Here is a 23,039-nt window from a genome sequence, read left to right as displayed (position 1 = left end):
GGAGAACATCGATGAAGCCATTTTTCAGGCGATCAGGCCTGGTGGGTCTGTTGGGGGCAACGGCTCTGGCAGCGGGCCAGGCGCAGGCAGCGGCAACCATTCTTTTGTGGCCCATCGATCCGTGGCTTTCGGCAGAGGCCAGAGCAACTGAATTGTGGATCCAGAATCAGGGCAACAGCGCCACGACAATGTAGATACGCATTGTGCGCTGGAAACAGGAGGGCGGATATGAGCGTTACACCGCCCAGCAGGATGTGGTCGCCAGCCCGCCGATCGTGACTATCGCTAAAGGCAGTAAACAGCTTATTCGCCTGATCAAGCAGGGGACGATCCCGTCGGGGGTTGAGCAGGCCTACCGCATTATTGTGGATGAAATTCCCCAGCCGGATGCCAAAGCGGAACCGTCCATGGGCCTCAAACTGCAAATGCGCTATTCGATTCCTTTATTTGTTTATGGGCAGGGGATCCCCACCCTCAACGAAGGGGCACACCACGCGCTGGCGAACACCCAACAGCTGAGCTGGCGGGTCGTTCAGGAGGGGGGGAAACCCGCGCTTCAGGTCCGTAATCAGGGGGATGTTCACGTCCGGCTCAGCCAGGTTGCGGTTGAGCAGGGCGGGCAAAAACGCACGGTTGCCGAGGGGCTGCTGGGTTATGTGCTGCCAGGCAGCACCCGAAGCTGGCCGCTTCCGGCAGGGATTTATCAGCCGAACCGGATGAGCGCGCAAATTAATGCCAGGGATACGCAATGGCAATCGACGCCCGTCAACTGAAACCGGCGATGATGATCCTGCTTTGCGTCAGTACCAGCGCCTTTGCCGAAACCGGTGACGACAGTTTACCGCCGCCGCCGGATGCACGGACGATGAACGGCGAAGCAGTATTCCAGCTCGCCCTGGTGCTGAACCACTATGACACGGGTCTGGTGGTGCCGGTGACGCAGCGCGAGGGTGCCTGGTTTATTTCGGGCGCGGATTTGCTCCGCGCCGGGCTGCCGCCCGCGCATGTGCCTGCCGGAGAGGTGAATCTCTCGACGCTTACGTCGGTACGCGCAGAGTACGACAGCACGGCCCAGCGTCTGTTGCTGACGGTCCCCCGGGACTGGGTCGCCGCGCGGATCACGCCGTTCAGCGAACAGAACACGCATAGCAAGCCGCACTATGGCCGCGGCGCGTTGCTCAATTACGACGTTTATACCAACCATTCCGAGCACACGGGCGGCCAGGCGTCGGTCTGGCACGAGTTCCGCTATTTCAATGAGGATTATTCGTTTTCATCGACGGGTTACGCCCGGCAGAATTTCACCGGTAACAGCGGGCAGCAGGAAGGGTACGTGCGCTACGACTCAACGTTTCTGATCACCAACGAGGAAGATGCCACCACCTGGACCGTCGGGGACGTCATCAGCGATGCGCTGAGCTGGAGCACCAGCGTGCGCATGGGCGGGATCAGCTACGGGCGCGACTTCTCCCTGCGTCCTGATCTGGTGACCTGGCCGCTGCCGGCGTTTTCCGGCGAGGCGGCTGTCCCGACCTCGGTCGATCTCTTTATTAATGGCTACCGTTCCGGCTCCACCCGCCTTCAGCCGGGGCCGTTTACCCTCACCAATCTGCCGTATATCAACGGTGCCGGGGATGCGGTGCTGGTTACCACTGATGCGCTGGGTCGTCAGGTGAGTACCACGCTGCCGTTTTATGTCAGCAGCGATCTGCTTAAGCAGGGGTTAAGCGACGGCGCCGTGACGCTGGGCAGCCTGCGGCGTAACTACGGTATTGAGAATTTTGACTATGGCCCGGCGGCGGGCAGCGGATCGTATCGCTACGGGGTGACCGACTGGCTGACGCTGGAGGGGCATGCGGAAGGGGCGGAGTCGCTGGCGCTCGGCGGAGCGGGCACGGTGCTGAAGCTCGGGCGTTTTGGCGTGGTAAATACCTCGTGGACCCAAAGCCGCATGCGCGGCGATAGCGGCGGCCAGATAAACTGGGGCTATCAGTACAACACCAGCGAGTTTAGCGTAGCGACCCAGCATACCCGGCGCGACCGTGGCTTCGGCAACCTCGCCCTGTACGATCAGCCCACCGTTTATGATGAAAATGATAACCCCGTTGCCAGCCTGAGCCGCAATACCGACCAGTATTCCTTAACTTTTAACCTCGGCGGTTACGGCAATATCGGCGCGGCGTGGATCGGGGTTGAAAGTTTTGACAGCAAAAAAACTGAGCTGCTCAACCTCTCCTGGAGCCGTAATTTGTGGGGCTCAAGCAGTATTTATCTGGCTGCCAGCCGTGACCAGCAGCGGGGCGACTGGACGGTTGCGCTGTCGTTGCAGGTTCCCCTCGGCGAACGTGACAGCGCCGCCGTCACCTTTGAAAACACCCCTGACGCAGGCAGCACTCAACGCATTAACTACAACCACTCGATGCCTTCAGACGGCGGCTTTAGCTGGAACATGGCCTGGGCCAACCAGTCGCGGTCGAGTAACTATCAGCAGGCTACGCTCGGCTGGCGGAATAACAATGTGGAGCTACAGGGCGGCGGCTACGGTGAGAAGGGCATGATGACCTGGTGGGGCGAGGCGATGGGTTCTGTTGTGCTGATGGACGGTGAGCTGTTTGCGGCGAACAAAATCAACGATGCGTTTGTGGTGATCAGCACCGACGGACATCCGGACGTACCCGTCAGCTACGAAAACCAGCCGGTTGGTAAAACCAATAACAAAGGTTATCTGTTGGTCAGCGGCGTTTCCGCCTATTACCCGGCAAGCTACCGCATTGATACCCTGAACTTACCTGCGGATACCCGGCTGAAAGAGACCGAGCGTCGGGTGGCGATTCGTCGGCATAACGGTTATCTGGTGGATTTCCCGATGGAGCAGGAGCGGGTTGCCAGCGTCATTCTGCACGATGCGCAGGGCAATGCGATCCCGGTGGGAAGCCAGGTTAGACGCGCATCCCGCAGCAGCGCGGTTGTCGGCTATGACGGCCTCGCCTGGCTGGAAAACCTCAACGATGTAAATCCGCTTGAGGTCATCACCCCGGAGGGTAAACGCTGTACGGCAACGCTGACCGTTGGCGCAAACCCTGAGCATAAGCTGCAAACCTACGGTCCGCTGACCTGTCGGGAGGCGCCGTGAGACGCCTGTTAATCGCGCTTCTGCTGCTGTGCTCCGGCGGCAGCTGGGCGGCCTGTACCGTCAGTACGGTGAATGCCTCGTTTGGCAGCGTCACCTCGTTCGCACTCAGCGGCACCGGGGAAGTGGAAACGACGGGCACGCTGGTGGTGACCTGCGATACCGTTCTCAACCTGTTAACCAACGACTCGGTGACGCTGACTTACACTTCGGCATCCGTCTTTGCGAATAGCCGGGCGACCATGAAGCGTACGGATAACGCGGCTATTACCGATGTCATTCCTACGCGCCTGTGCGGGGCGTCCGGCTGCGGCGGAAACAGTGAAGTACAAATCAGCAAAGCCTATACCTGGAGTGGAAACACGCTGCTCGGGCTGCTGGGTTCAAGGCGCTACAACATTCCCCTTTATTTCCGGACCGTAATGGGGCAGAACGTCACTGCCGGGCCGTACCAGGTGTTGTTAACGTTCAGCATCAACTACAACGTGTGCGCTGTTGGCGCGGTCGGTGCGTGCCTGACCCCGCAAACCGGCACGGCAACCACCTCCATTCTCGTCAACATGACCGTCACCAACGATTGCAGCACCATGACCACGCCGGACGTGAATTTTAACAGCGCGCCGCTGGTGCAAAATTTTCCCACCGTTTCACAGTCGGTTGCCGTCACCTGTACCAAAGGCAGCACCTACACCATAGGCATTAATAATGGGGCAAATGCCCTGAACAACGTGCGTCGTATGGTCAGCGGCAGCAACTTCATGAGTTACGACATCTACAAAGAGGCGACCAGCAACCGCTGGGGTAGCAGCGGCAGCGAGCGCTGGGCCAGCGCCAGCTCATCGCAGGTCAGTACGGACGGGCTTTTACGTACCTACAACTACACCGCCAAAGTTCTGACCAGCCAGGCCACGCCGCCTGCCGGAACCTACACCGACACGCTGATTGTCGACGTCGCATTCTGACTCCCGCGCTTTTCCCTTTCGCAAATGTAAAGTTCCTGTGGCCTGTGCCGATAACACCGTTAATAAATCTATGAGAAGGTGTTGTATGTTGAACCGTATCCGCGTTGTCACAATGCTTATGATGGTGCTGGTCATTTTCGCACTTCTTCAGCTTACTTCTGGCGGCCTCTTTTTCTCGTCGTTAAAACAGAACCAGGACAGCTTCGCGGCCTCGAACGATTTGCGAATGCAGCAAAGCGAACTGACCACGACCTGGGATCTGATGTTGCAGACGCGTATCAACCTGAGCCGCTCGTCTGCCCGCATGATGATGGACCCAAATAACCAGCAGAGCAGCGCAAAAACGGAACTGCTGAAGAATGCGCGCGCCACGCTGGCAGACGCGGCGAAACATTACGACGCCTTCAAAAAAATCGCCCCTCAGCCGGCAATGGCGCAGGCGAGCGCGAACATAGATGAAAAATATCAGGCCTACTTCGCCGGCCTCACGGAGCTGGTGCAGTTCCTGGAGAAGGGCAATATGGACGCCTATTTCGCGCAGCCGACCCAGGGAATGCAGAACGCCCTCGGCGCGGCGCTCGGCGAGTACGCTAAAGCCAGCGGCGAGCTTTATCACTCCGCGTTCACGCAAAGCCAGAACGACTACCGTTTCGCTAAATGGCAGATGGCGGTTCTCGCCCTCGCGCTGGTCATCGTACTGGTGGCCGTGTGGTACGGCATTCGTCATATCCTTCTTAACCCGCTTGGCCGCGTCATTGCCCATATCCGTGATATAGGCCGGGGCGATCTCACGAAAACGCTGTCCGTTATTGGCCGCAATGAGATCTCCGAGCTGGCAACCAGCGTCGACCATATGCAGCGTTCGCTGATTGATACCGTCGCCAACGTGCGCGAGGGGGCGGATGCCATCTATACCGGCACGAGTGAAATCGCGATGGGCAACAACGATCTTTCGTCCCGTACCGAACAGCAGGCGTCCGCTCTGGAAGAGACGGCGGCCAGCATGGAGCAGCTCACCGCGACCGTGAAGCAGAATGCCGACAATGCCCGCCAGGCGTCGCAGCTTGCAGAAAGCGCGTCCGACACCGCCCAACGCGGCGGTCGGGTGGTCGACGGCGTGGTGAAAACCATGCATGACATTGCCGACAGCTCGAAGAAAATCGCCGACATCATCAGCGTTATCGACGGCATCGCCTTCCAGACCAACATCCTGGCGCTGAACGCGGCCGTTGAAGCGGCGCGTGCGGGCGAGCAGGGCCGCGGGTTTGCCGTAGTCGCCGGCGAAGTGCGTAACCTCGCCAGCCGCAGCGCCAATGCGGCGAAAGAGATCAAAGCTCTGATTGAAGACTCTGTTTCACGCGTGGATACCGGCTCGGTGCTGGTGGAAAGTGCGGGTGAAACCATGAATGACATCGTGAATGCCGTGACGCGCGTGACGGACATCATGGGTGAAATCGCCTCTGCATCGGATGAGCAGAGTCGTGGTATTGACCAGGTCGCCCTGGCGGTATCGGAAATGGATCGTGTGACGCAGCAAAACGCCGCCCTGGTGCAGGAGTCCGCTGCCGCGGCCGCTGCGCTGGAGGACCAGGCGAGCCGCCTGAAAATGGCCGTCTCGGCGTTCCGTCTTACTTCAAAAACAACAAATACGGTCAGCTCGCGATCGGTGTACGGCGAAGCAGCCCCGGCGCCCGTGACAGCACGTACGCGCGCAGCGGTGACCGGACGAGATGAAAACTGGGAAACATTTTGACTGACAATTAAACCGCGGCTGCTTGCCGCTTGATGGGAGCGTGGATGTTAAATCGTATTCGTATCTCGACCACACTGTTTTTGATTCTGATCCTGTGTGGGGTTTTGCAGGTTGGCAGTAACGGGTTGTCTTTCTGGGCGTTTCGCGATGGCTATCAGAATTTGCAGGAAGTTGAGACGAGTAATCAGCAGCGCTCCGCACTGGCACAAACGCGTGCCGTGCTGTTGCAGGCAAGCACTGCGCTGAACAAAGCAGGGACGTTAACCGCGCTGAGCTATCCGCCGGAGGATATTAAGGCGCTGATGGTTGTGGCCCGCAGCAGCCTGAAGCAGGCCGACGCGCAGTTTAAGGCTTTTACGGCGCAGGAGGCGGTCAGTGAGAAAGAGAAAGCGCTCAAAGTCGCCATGAAAAAGACCTTTGATGTGTGGTACGGCGATCTCGACCATCAGGCGACGTGGCTGGAGAACAACCAGCTTTCTGACTTCCTGACCGCGCCGGTGCAGGCGTCTCAGGCGGCGTTTGACGACAGCTTTAACGCATGGCAGCAGGATATTAACCAGTTTGTGGCGCGTGCCGGTGCGGACAGCCGTACCAGTTACCGCATGTCAGGGGTGATATTCCTGACCATGGTAATCCTGGCGGCCCTGCTGACCGGCGGCTCGCTGTGGTGGTCGCGCAAAATGATCGTCCAGCCGCTGGCCATCGTCAGCAGTCACTTCGACAGTATTGCGAAGGGCGATCTGGCGCGTCCGGTGGCCGTGTATGGCAGGAATGAAATATCAGCGATTTTCGCCAGCCTGAAGGCGATGCAGAGTTCGCTACGGGAAACGGTAAGCAACGTTCGCCAGGGCAGTTACGCCATGCATACCGGGATCTCCGAGATTGCGGCAGGCAATAACGACCTCTCATCCCGTACTGAACAGCAGGCGGTATCGCTGGCGCAGACGGCGGCCAGCATGGAGCAACTGACCGCGACGGTAAGCCAGAACGCCGATAACGCGCGTCAGGCGTCCGACTTGTCAAAACAGGCCGCGATGACGGCGAAACGTGGGGGCGATCAGGCTTCTCACGTCGCCAGCACGATGCAGGAGATTGCCGCCAGCTCGCAGAAAATTGGCGACATTATCAGCGTTATCGACGGTATCGCGTTCCAGACCAATATTCTGGCGCTGAACGCGGCGGTGGAAGCGGCGCGTGCCGGCGAGCAGGGGCGCGGGTTCGCGGTGGTTGCCGGTGAAGTGCGTAACCTGGCCAGCCGCAGCGCCAATGCGGCGAAAGAGATCAAAGGGCTGATAGAAGAGTCGGTCTCCCGCGTTCAGCAGGGCTCCGCGCTGGTGGATACCGCCGCGCAGACCATGCACGAGATAGTCACCTCCGTGACGCGGGTTAACGACATTATGGGCGAGATTGCCTCGGCGTCTGATGAACAACGCCGTGGTATTGAGCAGGTGGCGCAGGCCGTTACACAGATGGATCAGGTTACACAGCAGAACGCCTCACTGGTGGAAGAGGCGGCGGCTGCGACCGATCAGCTGGCAAACCAGGCGGATCACCTTACCGGGTTAGTCGCCGTATTTAATGTAAAAGAGCACGTTGAAGCAGTAACAGAAGTCGGACGGTCACAGGCCGTGCCCGTTGTATCCTGAATGTGATTGAGAAGGCGCTATGACATCACCCATGCCCTCAGGGCAAACGTCATTATTGTTGCAGATGACACAGCGCCTCGCGCTGTCCGACGCGCATTTTCGTCGGATATGTCAGTTAATCTACCAGCGTGCGGGGATCGTGCTTGCGGACCATAAGCGAGACATGGTCTACAACCGGCTGGTGCGGCGCTTGCGCACGCTGGGGCTGGACGATTTTGGCCGCTATCTGAGCATGCTCGAAGCGAACCAGAACAGCGCCGAATGGCAGGCATTTATCAACTCATTAACCACCAACCTGACCGCGTTTTTCCGCGAGGCGCATCACTTCCCGGTGCTGGCGGAACACGCCCGCCGCCGTGGCGGAGAGTATCGCGTCTGGAGCGCGGCGGCCTCTACCGGGGAAGAGCCGTACTCGCTGGCCATCACCCTGGCGGACACCCTGGGCATGGCGCCGGGTCGCTGGAAAGTATACGCCAGCGACATCGACACGGAAGTGCTGGAAAAAGCCCGTAACGGCGTTTATCGCCAGGATGAGCTGAAAACGCTGTCTCCCCAGCAGCTACAGCGTTACTTCATGCGCGGTACCGGCCCGCATGAAGGACTGGTGCGCGTACGCCAGGAGCTGGCGAACTGCGTGGAATTTGCCCCCGTTAATTTACTGGATAAGCAGTACAACGTGCCGGGGCCATTCGACGCCATTTTTTGCCGTAACGTGATGATCTATTTTGATAAAACGACGCAGCAGGACATTTTGCGTCGCTTTGTTCCGTTGCTCAAGCCTGACGGTTTACTGTTTGCCGGGCACTCGGAAAACTTCAGCAACCTCGTGCGTGAGTTTAGCCTGCGTGGGCAAACGGTATATGCGCTGAGTAAGGAAAAAGCATGAGTAAAATCAGGGTATTGTCTGTCGATGATTCGGCGCTGATGCGTCAGATCATGACCGAAATCATCAATAGCCACAGCGATATGGAGATGGTGGCGACAGCGCCCGATCCACTGGTCGCGCGGGATTTAATCAAAAAATATAACCCCGACGTGCTGACGCTGGATGTTGAAATGCCGCGCATGGATGGCATCGATTTCCTGGAAAAATTAATGCGCCTGCGCCCGATGCCGGTGGTGATGGTGTCATCTCTGACCGGTAAGGGTTCAGAAATCACCCTGCGCGCGCTGGAGCTGGGGGCGGTGGATTTTGTCACCAAGCCGCAGCTCGGCATTCGCGAGGGGATGCTGGCGTACAGCGAGATGATCGCCGAGAAGATCCGCACCGCGTCCCGGGCGAAGCTTGCCGCGCATAAACCGACGGCAGCCCCGGCAACCCTGAAGGCGGGGCCGTTACTCAGCTCGGAAAAGTTGCTGGTAATTGGCGCGTCAACCGGAGGAACAGAGGCAATTCGCCATGTACTCCAGCCATTGCCGCTCTCAAGCCCGGGTATTCTGATTACGCAACATATGCCGCCGGGCTTTACCCGCTCGTTCGCGGAGCGCCTGAATAAGCTGTGCCAGATCAGCGTGAAAGAGGCGGAAGACGGCGAGCGCGTGCTGCCGGGTCACGCCTATATCGCCCCGGGTGACAAGCACATGGAGCTGGCGCGCAGCGGGGCGAACTATCAAATCAAAATTCATGACGGGCCGCCGGTTAACCGGCACCGTCCGTCGGTGGATGTGCTGTTTCATTCGGTGGCGAAACATGCGGGGCGCAACGCCGTTGGGGTGATCCTGACGGGGATGGGTAACGACGGCGCCGCCGGAATGCTTGCGATGCACCAGGCTGGCGCCTGGACGATTGCGCAGAATGAAGCAAGTTGTGTGGTGTTCGGCATGCCGCGCGAGGCCATCAATATGGGTGGCGTAAGCGAAGTGGTCGATCTTAGCCAGGTAAGCCAGCAGATGCTGGCGAAAATCAGTGCCGGACAGGCAATACGTATTTGACTCAGGAGTATTATTTTATGGCGGATAAAGAGCTTAAGTTTTTGGTTGTGGATGACTTTTCCACCATGCGTCGCATTGTGCGCAACCTGCTGAAAGAGCTGGGCTTCAACAATGTTGAAGAAGCAGAAGACGGGGTGGATGCGCTGAACAAGCTCCAGGCTGGCGGGTTTGGTTTTGTGATTTCCGACTGGAACATGCCGAACATGGACGGTCTCGAACTGCTGAAAACCATCCGCGCGGATGCAGGCATGGCCTCTCTGCCGGTGCTGATGGTGACCGCAGAAGCGAAGAAAGAGAACATTATTGCCGCTGCACAGGCGGGCGCAAGCGGCTACGTGGTGAAGCCATTCACCGCGGCGACTCTGGAAGAGAAGCTCGGGAAGATCTTCGAGAAACTCGGCATGTGAGGTGATGGATATGTTGCAACCTGCTATGAAACCCGTTGAAGAACATTCGCCGAGCGACATTATTGCCCGCATTGGTAGCCTGACCCGCATGCTGCGCGACAGCCTGCGTGAGCTGGGGCTGGACCAGGCGATCGCCGAAGCGGCGGAAGCCATCCCTGACGCGCGCGACCGTCTGGACTACGTCGTGCAGATGACCGCGCAGGCGGCCGAGCGTGCGCTGAACAGCGTTGAAGCCTCGCAGCCGCACCAGGATGCCATGGAGAAGGGTGCGAAAGCGCTGAGCAAACGCTGGGATGAGTGGTTTGAGAACCCTATTGAGCTGGCGGATGCCCGCGAACTGGTAACGGATACCCGTCAGTACCTGGGTGACGTGCCGGGCCACACCAGCTTCACTAACGCCCAGCTGCTGGACATCATGATGGCGCAGGATTTCCAGGACCTTACCGGCCAGGTGATCAAGCGCATGATGGATGTGATTCAGGAGATTGAACGTCAGCTGCTGATGGTGCTGCTGGAGAACATTCCGGAACCGGCTGCCCGTCCGAAACGCGAGAACGAAAGCCTGCTCAATGGTCCACAGCTTGACACCAGCAAAGCGGGCGTGGTGGCAAGCCAGGATCAGGTGGACGATCTGCTGGATAGCCTTGGTTTCTGATTGCCCGTTCTGCCTCAGGTCGTTAACGCGGCCTGAGGCAGCTCAGAACAAAAACAGCGAAAAGAGCCCGAATAAACGGGCTTTTCCCGCCATTGGATTTTCTCTGCGCTGGCATGATACCCGTGAATTAATGGGCTGCGAGCAGGCACAGTGGCAGAAGAGAACGACGACAAAACAGAAGCCCCCACACCCCACCGACTTGAAAAAGCCCGTGAGGATGGGCAGATCCCCCGATCCCGAGAGCTGACATCCCTGCTGATCCTGGTGGTGGGCGTCTGCATAATCTGGTGGGGCGGGGAGATGCTCGCCCGCAGACTGGCGGGAATGCTCTCTGCTGGCTTACGTTTTGATCACAGCATGGTCAATGACCCCAATCTGATCCTCATTCAAATCATCAACCTTGTGAAAAGCGCGATGATCGCCTTGCTGCCGCTGATCGCGGGCGTGGTCATCGTGGCCCTTGTTTCGCCGGTCATGCTCGGTGGCCTGGTGTTCAGCGGTAAATCGCTGCAACCGAAATTCTCCAAGCTCAACCCGCTACCCGGTATTGCGAAAATGTTCTCCGCGCAAACCGGGGCTGAGCTTCTTAAAGCGATCCTGAAATCGCTTCTTATGGGCAGTACAGCCGGGTTTTTTCTGTGGCACCACTGGCCGGAGATGATGCGCCTGATCAGCGAATCCCCGATGACGGCGATGAAAAATGCCCTGAACCTGGTCGGGTTATGCTCGCTGCTGGTGGTACTCAGCATTATTCCGATGGTGGCGTTCGACGTTATCTTCCAGATCTATTCCCATATCAAAAAGCTGCGAATGTCGCGTCAGGACATCCGCGATGAATATAAACAGATGGAAGGCGACCCCCACGTTAAGGGCCGTATCCGGCAGATGCAGCGTGCCGCCGCGCGTCGGCGCATGATGGAAGATGTGCCGAAAGCCGACGTCATCGTCACCAACCCGACCCACTACTCCGTGGCGCTTCAGTACGACGAAAACAAAATGAGCGCGCCGAAAGTGGTGGCGAAAGGGGCCGGGCTGATTGCGCTGCGCATTCGTGAAATCGCGACGGAAAACCGCGTACCGATCCTGGAAGCACCGCCGCTGGCCCGTGCGCTGTATCGCCACGCGGAAATTGGACAACAGATCCCGGGCCAGCTCTACGCCGCTGTCGCAGAGGTGCTGGCCTGGGTGTGGCAACTGAAACGCTGGCGTTTAGCGGGCGGTCAACGACCTGTAAAACCTGAGAACCTTCCGGTGCCTGAAGCACTGGATTTTTTGAACGAGAAGGACACTGATGGCTAATCTGGTGGCAATGTTGCGCCTGCCCGGCAACCTGAAATCGACGCAATGGCAGATCCTTGCCGGACCGATTCTGATCCTGCTAATTCTGTCGATGATGGTGCTGCCGTTACCGGCATTTATTCTCGACCTGCTTTTCACCTTCAACATTGCGTTGTCCATCATGGTGTTGCTGGTGGCGATGTTCACCCAGCGCACGCTGGAGTTCGCCGCGTTTCCAACGATCCTGCTGTTCACCACGCTGCTGCGTCTGGCGCTGAACGTTGCCTCCACGCGTATCATCCTGATGGAAGGGCACACCGGCGCGGCGGCGGCGGGCAAGGTGGTCGAAGCCTTCGGTCACTTCCTGGTGGGCGGCAACTTCGCCATCGGTATCGTGGTGTTCGTCATTCTGGTGATTATCAACTTCATGGTTATCACTAAAGGTGCGGGGCGTATCGCAGAAGTAGGCGCGCGCTTCGTGCTCGACGGGATGCCGGGTAAGCAGATGGCCATCGACGCCGACCTGAATGCCGGGCTGATCGCGGAAGATGAAGCAAAAAAACGCCGTGCCGAAGTGACCCAGGAGGCAGATTTCTACGGCTCCATGGACGGTGCGAGTAAGTTTGTGCGCGGTGACGCCATCGCGGGCATTCTGATCATGGTGATTAACGTCGTCGGCGGCCTGCTTGTCGGCGTGCTGCAACACGGCATGGACATGGGCCACGCAGCGGAAAGCTATACGCTGCTGACCATTGGTGATGGTCTGGTGGCGCAGATCCCGGCGCTGGTGATCTCCACCGCGGCGGGTGTGATTGTGACCCGCGTCAGCACCGATCAGGATGTAGGCGAGCAGATGGTGGGGCAGTTGTTCAGCAACCCGCGCGTTATGCTGCTCTCCGCGGCGGTACTGGGCCTGCTCGGTATGGTGCCTGGCATGCCAAACCTGGTATTCCTGCTGTTTACTGCCGCGCTGCTGGGCCTTGCCTGGTGGATGCGTGGCCGTGAAACGCAGCCTAAGGCAGAGCCAGCGCCGGTCAAAATGCCTGAGAACACCCAGGCGGTGGAGGCCACCTGGAACGACGTTCAGCTCGAAGATTCGCTGGGGATGGAAGTGGGGTACCGCCTGATCCCGATGGTGGATTTCCAGCAGGATGGTGAACTGCTTGGCCGTATCCGCAGCATTCGTAAAAAATTCGCCCAGGATATGGGCTTCCTGCCGCCGGTGGTCCACATCCGGGACAACATGGATCTCCCGCCCGCGCGCTATCGCATCCTGATGAAAGGGGTAGAAATCGGCAGCGGTGATGCGTACCCCGGCCGCTGGCTGGCAATTAACCCGGGCACGGCCGCAGGCACGTTGCCGGGTGAGCAGACGACCGACCCGGCCTTTGGTCTGGCGGCAATCTGGATTGAGAGCGCTCTGAAAGAGCAGGCGCAGATCCAGGGTTACACGGTTGTTGAGGCCAGTACCGTGGTGGCGACGCACCTCAACCATCTGATTGGCCAGTTCTCTGCGGAACTGTTTGGTCGTCAGGAGGCGCAGCAGCTGCTCGACCGCGTAACGCAGGAGATGCCGAAACTGACCGAAGATTTAGTGCCGGGCGTGCTGACCTTAACCACCCTGCATAAAGTGCTGCAAAACTTGCTCGACGAGAAGGTGCCCATTCGCGATATGCGTACCATCCTTGAGACGCTGGCCGAACATGCGCCGCTGCAAAGCGATCCGCACGAACTGACGGCGGTGGTACGCGTGGCGCTCGGACGCGCCATTACCCAGCAATGGTTCCCGGGAACCGGCGAAGTGCAGGTCATTGGCCTGGATACGCCGCTGGAACGGCTGCTGCTTCAGGCGTTGCAGGGCGGTGGCGGGCTGGAGCCGGGTCTGGCGGACAGATTACTGGCGCAAACCCAGGAGGCGCTGGCGCGTCAGGAGATGCTGGGCGCGCCGCCGGTGCTGCTGGTGAATCATGCGCTGCGTCCGCTGCTGTCGCGCTTCCTGCGCCGGAGCCTGAACCAGCTGGTGGTGCTGTCGAATATGGAGCTGTCCGATAACCGCAATATTCGCATGACGGCGACCATAGGAGGGAAATAATGCGGAAGTGGCTGTGGATCTTACTTTTCCCGCTGGCGGCGCAGGCCGCAGGCGAGGGGGCATGGCAGGCCAGCAGTATAGGCTTAACGCTCAACCATCGCGGGGAGTCGATCTCCTCCCGTCCGTTGTCCGCCTCTGAGCCCGTGTCCGGGCAGATGACGCTGGTGGCCTGGAATTACACCCTGACGGGACCCACACCGGCCGGGTTGCGGGTGCGTCTGTGCTCGCTGACCCGCTGCGCGGAAATCGAGGGACAAAGTGGCACCACCCAGGCCTTCAACGGGGTGTCTGCTCAGGAGCCTTTACGCTTTATCTGGGAAGTGCCAGGCGGTGGACGTCTGATCCCGGCGCTGAAAGTTCAGCGCAACGAGGTGCTCGTCAACTACCGCTAACTGCCTGCCTTTTCACCAGCCTTCAGGCATTTCTGAAGGCTGGCTCGCAAAAATGACCTTCCCTTTTGATACAAAAGAAACGCTGTTTTATAAATCAGTGACACGCGTATTGACACTCTTTGCATTTTTGCCATTCACCCCTTTGTGATGGCAGAAACAGAAAGGTATCAACAGGTCGATACTTTTACTGTAGCCGTGTAAAAACTCCCGGACGAGGTTTGCTTACAGGGAGTCTCCCAAAACTGATTAGGGTTGACGGCAATGAAAACACGTAAAATTGGACTCGCAAATTATCTTGCTTATGGGTCAGGGGACTTCCTCGGGGCGGGAACCACCGCCCTGACGGCCGCCTGGCTTTTGTATTTTTATACCACCTTCTGTGGACTCACACCGATTGAAGCAACCTTTATCTTCGCCGCCGCAAGGGTGCTGGATGCGGTTGTCAGCCCGTTAATGGGCTTTTTAACCGATAACTTTGGCACCACCTGGCTGGGCAAGCGTTTTGGCCGTCGTAAGTTCTTCATCCTGCTCGGTATTCCCTGCGTTTTCAGCTACTCGCTGATGTGGGTAGGGGACATGAGTTTCTGGTACTACCTGCTGACCTATCTGATCTTTGATATCGTCTACACCATGATCCTGGTGCCATACGAAACGCTGGTGCCGGAGATGACGGACGATTTCAAACAGAAAACCAAATTCTCCGGGGCGCGTATCTCTATGGCGCAGATGTCCGCTATTCTGGCTTCCTTCCTCCCGGGGATCCTGCTCACGCATTTCGGCAAAGACAACGCGATCTCCTTCTTCTATGCAAGCCTGGTCTTCTCCGTACTCTGCGCACTGATGCTTACGTTCGTCTGGTTCTTTACCTGGGAGCGCCCGCGGGAAGAGTGGTCTGAAGCGGCCCTGCGTGCTGAAGAAGAGAAGAAAAAGCTGACCCTTGGGCAGAGCCTGAATCGCCTTTTTGTTGAATTAAGTTCGACGCTGCGTATCAAGATTTTCCGCCAGCATCTGGGGATGTACCTTGGCGGCTACATCGCACAGGACGTCTTTAATGCCGTGTTTACCTATTACGTGGTATTTGTGCTGATGCAGGAGGCGTCAATGGCGTCCAACCTGCTGGGCACGATGGCCATCTTCCAGTTCCTCGCCGTGATCGGCATGATCCCGCTGTGCATTCGCTTCGGACCTGCGCCGTCTTACCGCATGGTGGTCGTGCTGTTTGGCCTGGCCTCGCTCTCTTACGCGGTGCTTTATTACGCGGGCCTGAGCGACGTTTACGCTCTGCTGCTGCTGATCTCTGCGGTTGCCGGTCTTGGTCGCGGGGGGATCAACTACGTACCGTGGAATACCTACACCTACATTGCTGACGTGGACGAAGTGATCACCGGTCAGCGTCGCGAAGGGATCTTCGCGGGCATCATGACGCTGACCCGTAAAGCGTCCCAGGCCGGTGCGGTAATGCTGGTGGGGATCGTGATGCAGATGTCTGGCTTTGTCAGCGGTCAAAAAGTGCAGCCTGCGGAAGTGAGCCACACTATCCTGATGATCCTGAGCGTCGGCACCATTCTGGTACTGTTCTGCGGCTTCCTGGTCTCCCTGCGCTTCAAACTCAATTTGCAGACCCACAGCACCCTGCGTGAAGAGACCGCGAAAATGCGCGAGTCCGGCCATGCGATGCCGGAGGCGGCGACCCCGCAGGCCCGCGCCACCGTGGAGATGCTGGCCGGTATGCCGTATGAATCCCTGTGGGGCAACAACAATATCGGTTATCTGAATCGCAATAAGCCGGCGGCCCCTTCGCTGAAGGATCGCGCGGTACTGAATTCGACATACAACAGAGGTTAAGATGATGAAAGTTTGGCCTGTCAAACATAGCCCGTTACTGCGTCAGCCTGAGCGCTTTATCGCCAGGGATGAGCTGAAATCGCTGATTCAAAAGGTGACGCATAACCTGGTCAATATCCACGACAAAACGGGTGAGTTTTTGCTGCGGCTGGACGACGGGCGCGTGATCGACACCAAAGGCTGGGCCGGATGGGAATGGACCCACGGCGTCGGTTTATACGGTATCTGGCAGTATTACTGCCAGACCGGTGACGAAGGCACGCGCGAGATTATCGACAGCTGGTTTACTGACCGTTTCGCTGAAGGCGCAACCACCAAAAACGTAAATACCATGTCGCCGTTCCTGACGCTGGCGTATCGCTACGAAGAGACCAAAAACCCGGCCTGGCTGCCGTGGCTGGAAAGCTGGGCGGAATGGGCGATGAATGAGATGCCGCGCACCGAACATGGTGGCATGCAGCACATCACCCTGGCGGAAGAGAACCATCAGCAAATGTGGGATGACACGCTGATGATGACGGTGCTGCCGCTGGCGAAAATCGGCAAGCTGCTGAACAAGCCGGAGTACGTCGAGGAGGCGATCTATCAGTTCCTGCTCCACGTACAGAATCTGATGGATCGGGAGACCGGGCTGTGGTTCCACGGCTGGAATTACGACGGCAATCACAACTTTGCCCGGGCCCGCTGGGCGCGCGGCAACAGCTGGCTGACCATCGTGATCCCGGATTTCCTCGAGCTGGTGGATCTGCCGGAAAACAACGCCGTTCGTCGCTATCTGGTGCAGGTACTGAACGCGCAGATCGCCGCACTGGCAAAATGTCAGGACGAGAGTGGCTTGTGGCATACGCTGCTGGACGATCCTGAATCTTATCTGGAGGCGTCGGCCACGGCAGGGTTTGCCTACGGCATTCTGAAAGCCGTGCGCAAGCGTTATGTCGGCGCAGAGTACGCAGAGGTGGCGGAGAAAGCGATTCGCGGTATCGTGAAAAACATCTCGCCGGAAGGGGAGCTGCTGCAAACCTCGTTCGGGACCGGGATGGGAAGCGATCTTGAGTTTTATCGCCAGATACCGCTCACGTCGATGCCGTACGGGCAGGCGATGGCGATACTGTGCCTGACGGAGTATTTGCGGAAGTATTTCTGATAATAAAAAACCCGGCGCTTGCCGGGTTTATTTTTTACATACGCTCTACGGTTTCGATACCCAGAGTATCCAGACCGAGCTTCAGGGTCTTCGCCGTCAGCTGCGCGAGCTTCAGGCGGCTGTGGCGCACCACTTCGCTCTCGGCAGAGAGGATAGGGCAGTGTTCGTAGAAGCCAGAGAACAGACCGGCCAGATCGTACAGGTAAGCACACATAACGTGCGGCGTACCGTCACGCGCGACCACGGAGAGCGTCTCTTCGAACTGAAGCAGGCGGGCAGCCAGCTGTGCTTCACGGTCTTCGGTAATAGACACCGTAGCATTCGCCAGCACGCTTTCGTCGATATTGGCTTTACGGAAGACGGAGAGTACGCGGGTGTAAGCGTACTGCATGTATGGCGCCGTGTTGCCTTCAAACGCCAGCATGTTGTCCCAGTCGAAGATATAGTCGGTGGTACGGTTCTTGGAGAGATCCGCGTATTTCACCGCGCCAATTCCCACCGCGTTAGCAAGTTTCTCCAGCTCGTCAGCAGGCATGTCCGGGTTCTTCTCGGCCACCAGGCGACGCGCGCGTTCCAGCGCTTCATCCAGCAGATCGGAAAGCTTCACGGTGCCGCCCGCACGGGTTTTGAACGGCTTACCGTCTTTACCCAGCATCATGCCGAACATGTGATGTTCCAGCGGCACGGAATCCGGCACATAACCCGCTTTACGCACGATAGTCCACGCCTGCATCAGATGCTGATGCTGACGGGAGTCGATGTAATACAGCACGCGGTCCGCATGCAGGGTTTCGTAACGGTATTTCGCACAGGCGATGTCGGTGGTGGTGTAAAGATAGCCGCCATCCTTTTTCTGGACGATCACGCCCATCGGTTCGCCTTCCTTGTTTTTATACTCATCAAGGAACACCACCGTTGCGCCTTCGCTTTCCACCGCCAGATTTTTAGCTTTCAGGTCCGCCACAATGCCTGGCAGCATCGGGTTATACAGGCTTTCACCCATCACGTCGTCACGGGTCAGGGTCACGTTCAGACGATTATAGGTAAGCTGGTTCTGGGACATGGTAATGTCCACCAGCTTGCGCCACATCTCGAGGAAGTACGGGTCGCCACCTTGAAGTTTCACCACGTAGCTGCGCGCGCGCTCGGCGAAGGCTTCGTCTTCGTCATAGTGCTTTTTGGCTTCACGGTAGAAACCTTCCAGGTCTGCCAGCGCCATTTCGCCTGCGTTTTCCTGCTGCTGTTTTTCCAGATACGCGATCAGCATGCCGAACTGCGTGCCCCAGTCGCCTACGTGGTTAGCGCGGATCACCTTGTGACCAAGGAACTCCAGGGTACGCACTGCCGCGTCACCGATGATGGTGGAGCGCAGGTGACCGACGTGCATCTCTTTCGCCACGTTTGGCGCGGAGTAGTCAACCACCACGGTCTGCGCTTCTGGCTGAGCCACGCCCAGACGGTCAGATTTCAGCGCCGCGTCAACGTGGCTTGCCAGGAATGCAGGCTCAAGGAAAATGTTGATAAAGCCTGGACCGGCGATTTCGGTTTTGCTGGCGATGCCGGTGAGATCCAGATGCGTCAGTACCTGCTCAGCGAGCTGTCGCGGCGGCATGCCCAGTTTTTTAGCCACTGCCATCACGCCATTAGCCTGATAGTCGCCAAACTGTACTTTCGCTGACTGACGAACCTGTGGTTCGCAATCCGCAGGCGCACCTGCGGCAATCAGTGCCTGACTGACTTTTTCTGAGAGAAGAGCCTGAATATTCACCTGGATACCTTACGTTTTTGATGCGGGTAAAAAACACCCACGCCAGTTTAAGAATTTAGGGCGGGAGTATACTGCAAATGCCTTCGGGCGTCAGCCCTGCGGGGGGCGAAGATCGCTCAGAATCCAGGCGAAGACGGTATGCATAATCATGCAGTCGAAAAAACCGTGATTCTGCGGTTGGTCGACAGGGGGCAACAGAGTAAATTAGCGGCTTTGCGACACGAAACGAGACTGACCTATGGCGAACTGGCACACCATTGACGAACTGCATGATATTTCCGCAGATTTACCGCGCTTCACCCAGGCGTTCACAGAACTTGCCACCCGTCTCGGGCTGGATATCGCGCCGCTTGAGGCCGATCACATCTCTTTGCGCTGCCACCAGAATGCCACCGCCGAACGCTGGCGGCGTGGCTTTGAACAGTGCGGAGAACTGCTGTCGGAGAATATCATTAACGGTCGCCCGATCTGCCTGTTCAAACTTCATGCGCCGGTAACGGTGGCGCACTGGCAATTCACCGTTGTGGAACTGCCCTGGCCAGGAGAGAAGCGTTATCCGCACGAAGGCTGGGAGCATATCGAAATTGTTCTGCCTGGGGAGCCCGAGACGCTGAACGCCCGTGCGCTGACGCTGCTTTCCGACGAGGGGTTAAGCCAGCCGGGTATTTTCGTCAAAACCAGCTCGCCAAAAGGGGAGCGCGAACGCTTACCGAACCCTACGCTTGCCGTAACGGACGGCAACGTGACGGTGAAATTCCATCCCTGGACTATTGAGCAGATCATCGCCAGCGAAGCGTAAGCATTGTGAGCGTCGATCCAGACACCAATCGGGCAACGTGCCACGATGGTACGTTGAGTGAAATTTAAGGAGGATGACATGGCGCTGCTGGAAATTTGTTGTTACAGCGTGGAGTGTGCCGTCACTGCGCAACGGCACGGGGCCGATCGCATCGAGCTTTGCGCGGCACCGAAAGAAGGAGGATTAACCCCGTCCTCTGGCGTTCTGAAATCAGCCCGTCAGGCCATCACTATTCCGGTGCACCCGATTATTCGCCCGCGCGGCGGTGATTTTTGTTATACGGCGGGTGAGTTCAGTGCCATGCTTGAGGATATCGCCCTCGTCCGTGATTTAGGTTTTCCGGGGCTGGTGATCGGTGTACTGGACGAAGACGGCAACATCGATCTTCCGCGTATGCGTCAGGTCATGCGCGCCGCCCGGGGGATGGCGGTCACTTTTCATCGTGCGTTCGATATGTGTCAGGATCCGATACAAGCCTTTGATACGCTGGCAGAACTGGGCGTGGCGCGCGTTCTGACGTCGGGCCAGCAGTCCTCGGCTGAAAAAGGACTGAAATTAATTACGGAACTAAAAGCACATTCCGGTGTTCCAATAATCATGGCGGGCGCAGGAGTACGCGCCAGCAATCTGGAACTGTTTTTAAACGCAGAGGTGGAAGAGCTGCACAGCTCAGCGGGTAAATGGATACCTTCACCCATGCGTTATCGCAATACAGGGTTGTCAATGTCGACGGATGCTGAAGCGGATGAGTACTCGCGCTACGGTGTGGATGGAGAGTCGGTTGCGGTAATGAAATCGTTGATTGAACGTCATCACGTGTAGCAACGTACCGATTTTTACCGCGCATCATGTCGCCCAATATGATGCTTGCTTGTACCAGGCCCCTGCAAATTACACAGGGGCCTTTTTTTCTCCTTCATATTTCAAGCCGCAGCCGCGTTGGCCGCCTCGCTCACCCCGGTCACTTACTGATGTAAGCTCCCGGGGATTCGCTGCGTTGCCGCCTTGCTGCAACTTGAACTATTTTGGAGAAAACGTGCGACGCGTAGGCCGGGTAAGGCGCAGCCGCCACCCGGCACAAACTACGGCTTCGTCGCAATCAATACCGCACGCATCGGGGCCGGATAGCCTTCGATGGTTTTACTGTGATCGTCCGGGTCGAGGAATTGCTCCAGCGATTCGGTGATCATCCAGTCGGTGCGACGCTGTTCTTCAATCGACGTCACGCACACATCGGCGATGCGTACATCGACAAACCCACATTTCTCCAGCCAGTTCTTCAGCGCCAGCGCGGAAGGGATGAAGTAAACGTTGCGCATCTGCGCATAGCGATCGCCCGGCACCAGAACGGCATGTTCATCGCCTTCGATAACCAACGTTTCGAGCACCAGTTCGCCGCCGCTGACCAGCTGATCTTTCAATTGCCAGAGATGCTCCAGCGGGGAACGACGGTGGTACAGCACGCCCATCGAGAAAACGGTATCAAAGGCTTTCAGGGCCGGGAGTTGCTCGATACCCAGCGGCAACAGGTGCGCACGCTGGTCGTTACCCAACAGCTTACGCACCGCTTCAAACTGGCACAGGAACAGCTGCATCGGATCGATACCGATGACCAGATGCGCGCCTGCGCCGATCATGCGCCACATGTGATAGCCGCTACCGCAGCCCACGTCCAGAATGGTGCGCCCGGTCAGGTCGGATAAATGCGGCAGAACGCGATCCCACTTCCAGTCGGAGCGCCACTCGGTGTTGATGTTTACGCCGTAAAGTGAAAACGGCCCTTTGCGCCACGGCATCAGGTTGCGCATCAGCGTTTCGATGCGGTTGATCTGCCCGGCCGGGAGCGGCTCTTCGCTCTCCGCCGTCACGCTGTGCAGTAAATCCAGACGATGAGGCGTCAGTTCAGGCAGAAACTCCACGGCGTTGGACCACTGCTTCAACAGACCATGCTGCTGATCGCGCTGCCAGGTGGCAATTTGCGCAGGCAGGGTTTCCAGCCAGTGGGAAAGATGGTTTTTGGCAATCAGCTGATAGAAATTACCGAACTCGATCATGCTGCGTCTCCGGCTTTCAGCGCCACCAGAGAACCAAAGTTAAAGCACTGGAACCACAGTTCGCTGTGTTCAAATCCGGCTTTGCGCAGGCGCGCTTTGTGGGTTTCTACGGAATCCGTCAGCATGACGTTTTCAAGCATGCTGCGCTTCTGGCTGATCTCCAGCTCGCTGTAGCCATTTGCACGCTTGAAATCATGGTGCATGTTGAACAGCAGTTCGCCCACGCTGGCATCTTCAAAGCTGAATTTCTCAGATAACACCAGCGCGCCGCCCGGGTTCAGGCCTTGATAAATTTTATCCAGCAACCGCTGACGATCGTCCGGCACCAGGAACTGAAGGGTAAAGTTCAGGACCACCATCGAGGCGTTCTGGATGTCGATATCGCGGATATCGCCTTCTACCACCTCCACAGGCGTAGGGGCTTTATACGCGTCAATGTGGCGACGGCAGCGTTCGACCATGGCCGGTGAGTTATCGACAGCCACAATCTTGCAGCCTTCGTGATGAACGTTACGACGAATGGACAGCGTTGCCGCTCCCAGCGAACAGCCCAGGTCATAGACCTGCGTGCCGGGTTGAACAAAACGCTCCGCCAGCATGCCGATCATGGAGATAATATTGGAATAACCGGGAACAGAGCGCTGGATCATATCCGGGAAGACTTCGGCTACCCGTTCATCAAAGGTCCAGTCGCCCAGGCTGGCGATAGGCGCGGAAAAAAGCGTGTCGCGATCTGACATAACGTAAAAATCCGGGAAAAATAAAGGGGCATATTGTGCGCTAATGGAAGGAGAAAACCAACTCCCACGGCATATACCAAAGGTTAGCCAGCACCATCAGCAAAAGCGAGCACCAGGTCGCGCTCATGCCGGAACGACGCCAGCGGATCAGGCGATGGTGAAAACCATAATAATGCATCAAACGCCCTGCTATCAGCAGCAGCCCGCAGACGTGCACCATCCAGGTTTCAGCGCCATCCATCTCCATTAACAGCAGTAAAATTAACGCGACGGGAATGTACTCGACCGCGTTGCCGTGGATCCGGATTGCGCTTTGCAGCTCAGAAAAGCCCCCGTCACCGTACGAGACGCGGTACTGCATTCTCAGGCGCACAACATCAAATGAAAACTTAATCAGCAGTAATGCACCTAACACCGCATACAGCGCGCTGACCATACTAAC

The 23,039-nt window shown here is 57.7% G+C and carries 19 protein-coding genes and 1 pseudogene; 16 read left to right on the top strand and 4 right to left on the bottom strand.

Features of this window, described 5'->3' with window-relative positions; genetic code table 11:
* Window positions 1-11: 11 nt before the first annotated feature.
* From ACOTXD_RS14480 to ACOTXD_RS14415, 14 genes and pseudogenes are all read left to right on the top strand, one after another.
* Window positions 12-773: pseudogene (locus ACOTXD_RS14480) on the top strand (molecular chaperone).
* Entirely contained in the window at window positions 749-3,133 is a 2,385-nt protein-coding gene (locus ACOTXD_RS14475) for a fimbria/pilus outer membrane usher protein (protein ID WP_022651453.1), read from the top strand. Before ACOTXD_RS14480 ends, ACOTXD_RS14475 begins: the two are co-directional and overlap by 25 nt.
* The gene (locus tag ACOTXD_RS14470) at window positions 3,130-4,092 is read left to right on the top strand and encodes a Csu type fimbrial protein (protein WP_045896077.1); all 963 of its coding nucleotides are present in this window, start codon (window positions 3,130-3,132) and stop codon (window positions 4,090-4,092) included. The genes ACOTXD_RS14475 and ACOTXD_RS14470 overlap by 4 nt, the downstream gene beginning before the upstream one ends.
* 85 nt (window positions 4,093-4,177) lie before the next feature.
* Entirely contained in the window at window positions 4,178-5,845 is a 1,668-nt protein-coding gene (gene tar, locus ACOTXD_RS14465) for a methyl-accepting chemotaxis protein II (RefSeq protein WP_045897224.1), read from the top strand.
* A gap of 44 nt (window positions 5,846-5,889) precedes the next feature.
* The gene (gene tap, locus ACOTXD_RS14460) at window positions 5,890-7,491 is read left to right on the top strand and encodes a methyl-accepting chemotaxis protein IV (RefSeq protein WP_061856497.1); all 1,602 of its coding nucleotides are present in this window, start codon (window positions 5,890-5,892) and stop codon (window positions 7,489-7,491) included.
* 19 nt (window positions 7,492-7,510) lie between these two features.
* Entirely contained in the window at window positions 7,511-8,377 is an 867-nt protein-coding gene (gene cheR / locus ACOTXD_RS14455) for a protein-glutamate O-methyltransferase CheR (protein WP_003859714.1), read from the top strand.
* Window positions 8,374-9,423 (top strand): protein-glutamate methylesterase/protein-glutamine glutaminase, encoded by a 1,050-nt coding sequence (locus ACOTXD_RS14450; RefSeq protein WP_003859716.1) that lies wholly within the window; start codon window positions 8,374-8,376, stop codon window positions 9,421-9,423. The genes cheR and ACOTXD_RS14450 overlap by 4 nt, the downstream gene beginning before the upstream one ends.
* Window positions 9,424-9,440: 17 nt before the next feature.
* Window positions 9,441-9,830 (top strand): chemotaxis response regulator CheY, encoded by a 390-nt coding sequence (gene cheY, locus ACOTXD_RS14445; RefSeq protein ID WP_000763862.1) that lies wholly within the window; start codon window positions 9,441-9,443, stop codon window positions 9,828-9,830.
* Window positions 9,831-9,840: 10 nt separating this feature from the next.
* Window positions 9,841-10,485 carry a protein phosphatase CheZ gene (gene cheZ / locus ACOTXD_RS14440; RefSeq protein ID WP_003859718.1) on the top strand — a complete coding sequence of 215 codons (645 nt, stop codon included), beginning with the start codon at window positions 9,841-9,843 and terminating at the stop codon, window positions 10,483-10,485.
* Between the two features lie 150 nt (window positions 10,486-10,635).
* Window positions 10,636-11,784, top strand: coding sequence for a flagellar biosynthesis protein FlhB (gene flhB, locus ACOTXD_RS14435; RefSeq protein ID WP_003859720.1), 1,149 nt, complete (start codon window positions 10,636-10,638; stop codon window positions 11,782-11,784).
* The gene (flhA, locus tag ACOTXD_RS14430; protein WP_003859723.1) at window positions 11,777-13,855 is read left to right on the top strand and encodes a flagellar biosynthesis protein FlhA; all 2,079 of its coding nucleotides are present in this window, start codon (window positions 11,777-11,779) and stop codon (window positions 13,853-13,855) included. Before flhB ends, flhA begins: the two co-directional genes overlap by 8 nt.
* Entirely contained in the window at window positions 13,855-14,247 is a 393-nt protein-coding gene (flhE, locus tag ACOTXD_RS14425) for a flagellar protein FlhE (protein ID WP_003859725.1), read from the top strand. The genes flhA and flhE overlap by 1 nt, the downstream gene beginning before the upstream one ends.
* A gap of 261 nt (window positions 14,248-14,508) precedes the next feature.
* Window positions 14,509-16,092: an MFS transporter gene (locus ACOTXD_RS14420; protein WP_022648498.1), complete on the top strand. Its 1,584-nt coding sequence runs from the start codon at window positions 14,509-14,511 to the stop codon at window positions 16,090-16,092.
* A gap of 4 nt (window positions 16,093-16,096) precedes the next feature.
* Window positions 16,097-17,236, top strand: a complete 1,140-nt coding sequence (locus ACOTXD_RS14415; RefSeq protein ID WP_061856706.1) for a glycoside hydrolase family 88/105 protein — start codon at window positions 16,097-16,099, stop codon at window positions 17,234-17,236.
* Window positions 17,237-17,270: 34 nt separating this feature from the next.
* On the opposite strand, the gene argS is transcribed toward ACOTXD_RS14415, so the two are convergent.
* Window positions 17,271-19,004: an arginine--tRNA ligase gene (gene argS, locus ACOTXD_RS14410; RefSeq protein ID WP_023314352.1), complete on the bottom strand. Its 1,734-nt coding sequence runs from the start codon at window positions 19,002-19,004 to the stop codon at window positions 17,271-17,273.
* A gap of 238 nt (window positions 19,005-19,242) precedes the next feature.
* Here argS and ACOTXD_RS14405 point away from each other — a divergent pair, with 238 nt between their 5' ends.
* Together ACOTXD_RS14405 and cutC are read left to right on the top strand one after the other, a co-directional pair.
* Complete coding sequence (locus ACOTXD_RS14405) at window positions 19,243-19,803, top strand: VOC family protein (protein ID WP_045896070.1); 561 nt, start codon at window positions 19,243-19,245, stop codon at window positions 19,801-19,803.
* Window positions 19,804-19,881: 78 nt separating this feature from the next.
* On the top strand, window positions 19,882-20,625 hold the full coding sequence (gene cutC, locus ACOTXD_RS14400; RefSeq protein ID WP_047653733.1) for a copper homeostasis protein CutC: 744 nt from the start codon (window positions 19,882-19,884) through the stop codon (window positions 20,623-20,625).
* 260 nt (window positions 20,626-20,885) lie between these two features.
* On the opposite strand, the gene cmoB is transcribed toward cutC, so the two are convergent.
* Genes cmoB through ACOTXD_RS14385 form a run of 3 tightly spaced genes read right to left on the bottom strand, consistent with a single transcriptional unit; the run spans window position 20,886 to window position 23,033 of the window.
* Window positions 20,886-21,857, bottom strand: a complete 972-nt coding sequence (gene cmoB / locus ACOTXD_RS14395; RefSeq protein ID WP_022651447.1) for a tRNA 5-methoxyuridine(34)/uridine 5-oxyacetic acid(34) synthase CmoB — start codon at window positions 21,855-21,857, stop codon at window positions 20,886-20,888.
* Window positions 21,854-22,597, bottom strand: a complete 744-nt coding sequence (gene cmoA / locus ACOTXD_RS14390; RefSeq protein WP_003859735.1) for a carboxy-S-adenosyl-L-methionine synthase CmoA — start codon at window positions 22,595-22,597, stop codon at window positions 21,854-21,856. Before cmoA ends, cmoB begins: the two co-directional genes overlap by 4 nt.
* Before the next feature lie 40 nt (window positions 22,598-22,637).
* Window positions 22,638-23,033 carry an MAPEG family protein gene (locus ACOTXD_RS14385; RefSeq protein WP_003859737.1) on the bottom strand — a complete coding sequence of 132 codons (396 nt, stop codon included), beginning with the start codon at window positions 23,031-23,033 and terminating at the stop codon, window positions 22,638-22,640.
* Window positions 23,034-23,039: the final 6 nt, after the last annotated feature.

Origin of the sequence: Enterobacter cloacae complex sp. CDL013, from assembly GCF_049238805.1 — a bacterium.
GTDB classification, from domain to species: domain Bacteria; phylum Pseudomonadota; class Gammaproteobacteria; order Enterobacterales; family Enterobacteriaceae; genus Enterobacter; species Enterobacter hormaechei_C.
The sequence above is the reverse complement of the archived record's forward strand: the minus strand, read 5'-3'. Positions and strand labels throughout refer to the sequence as shown.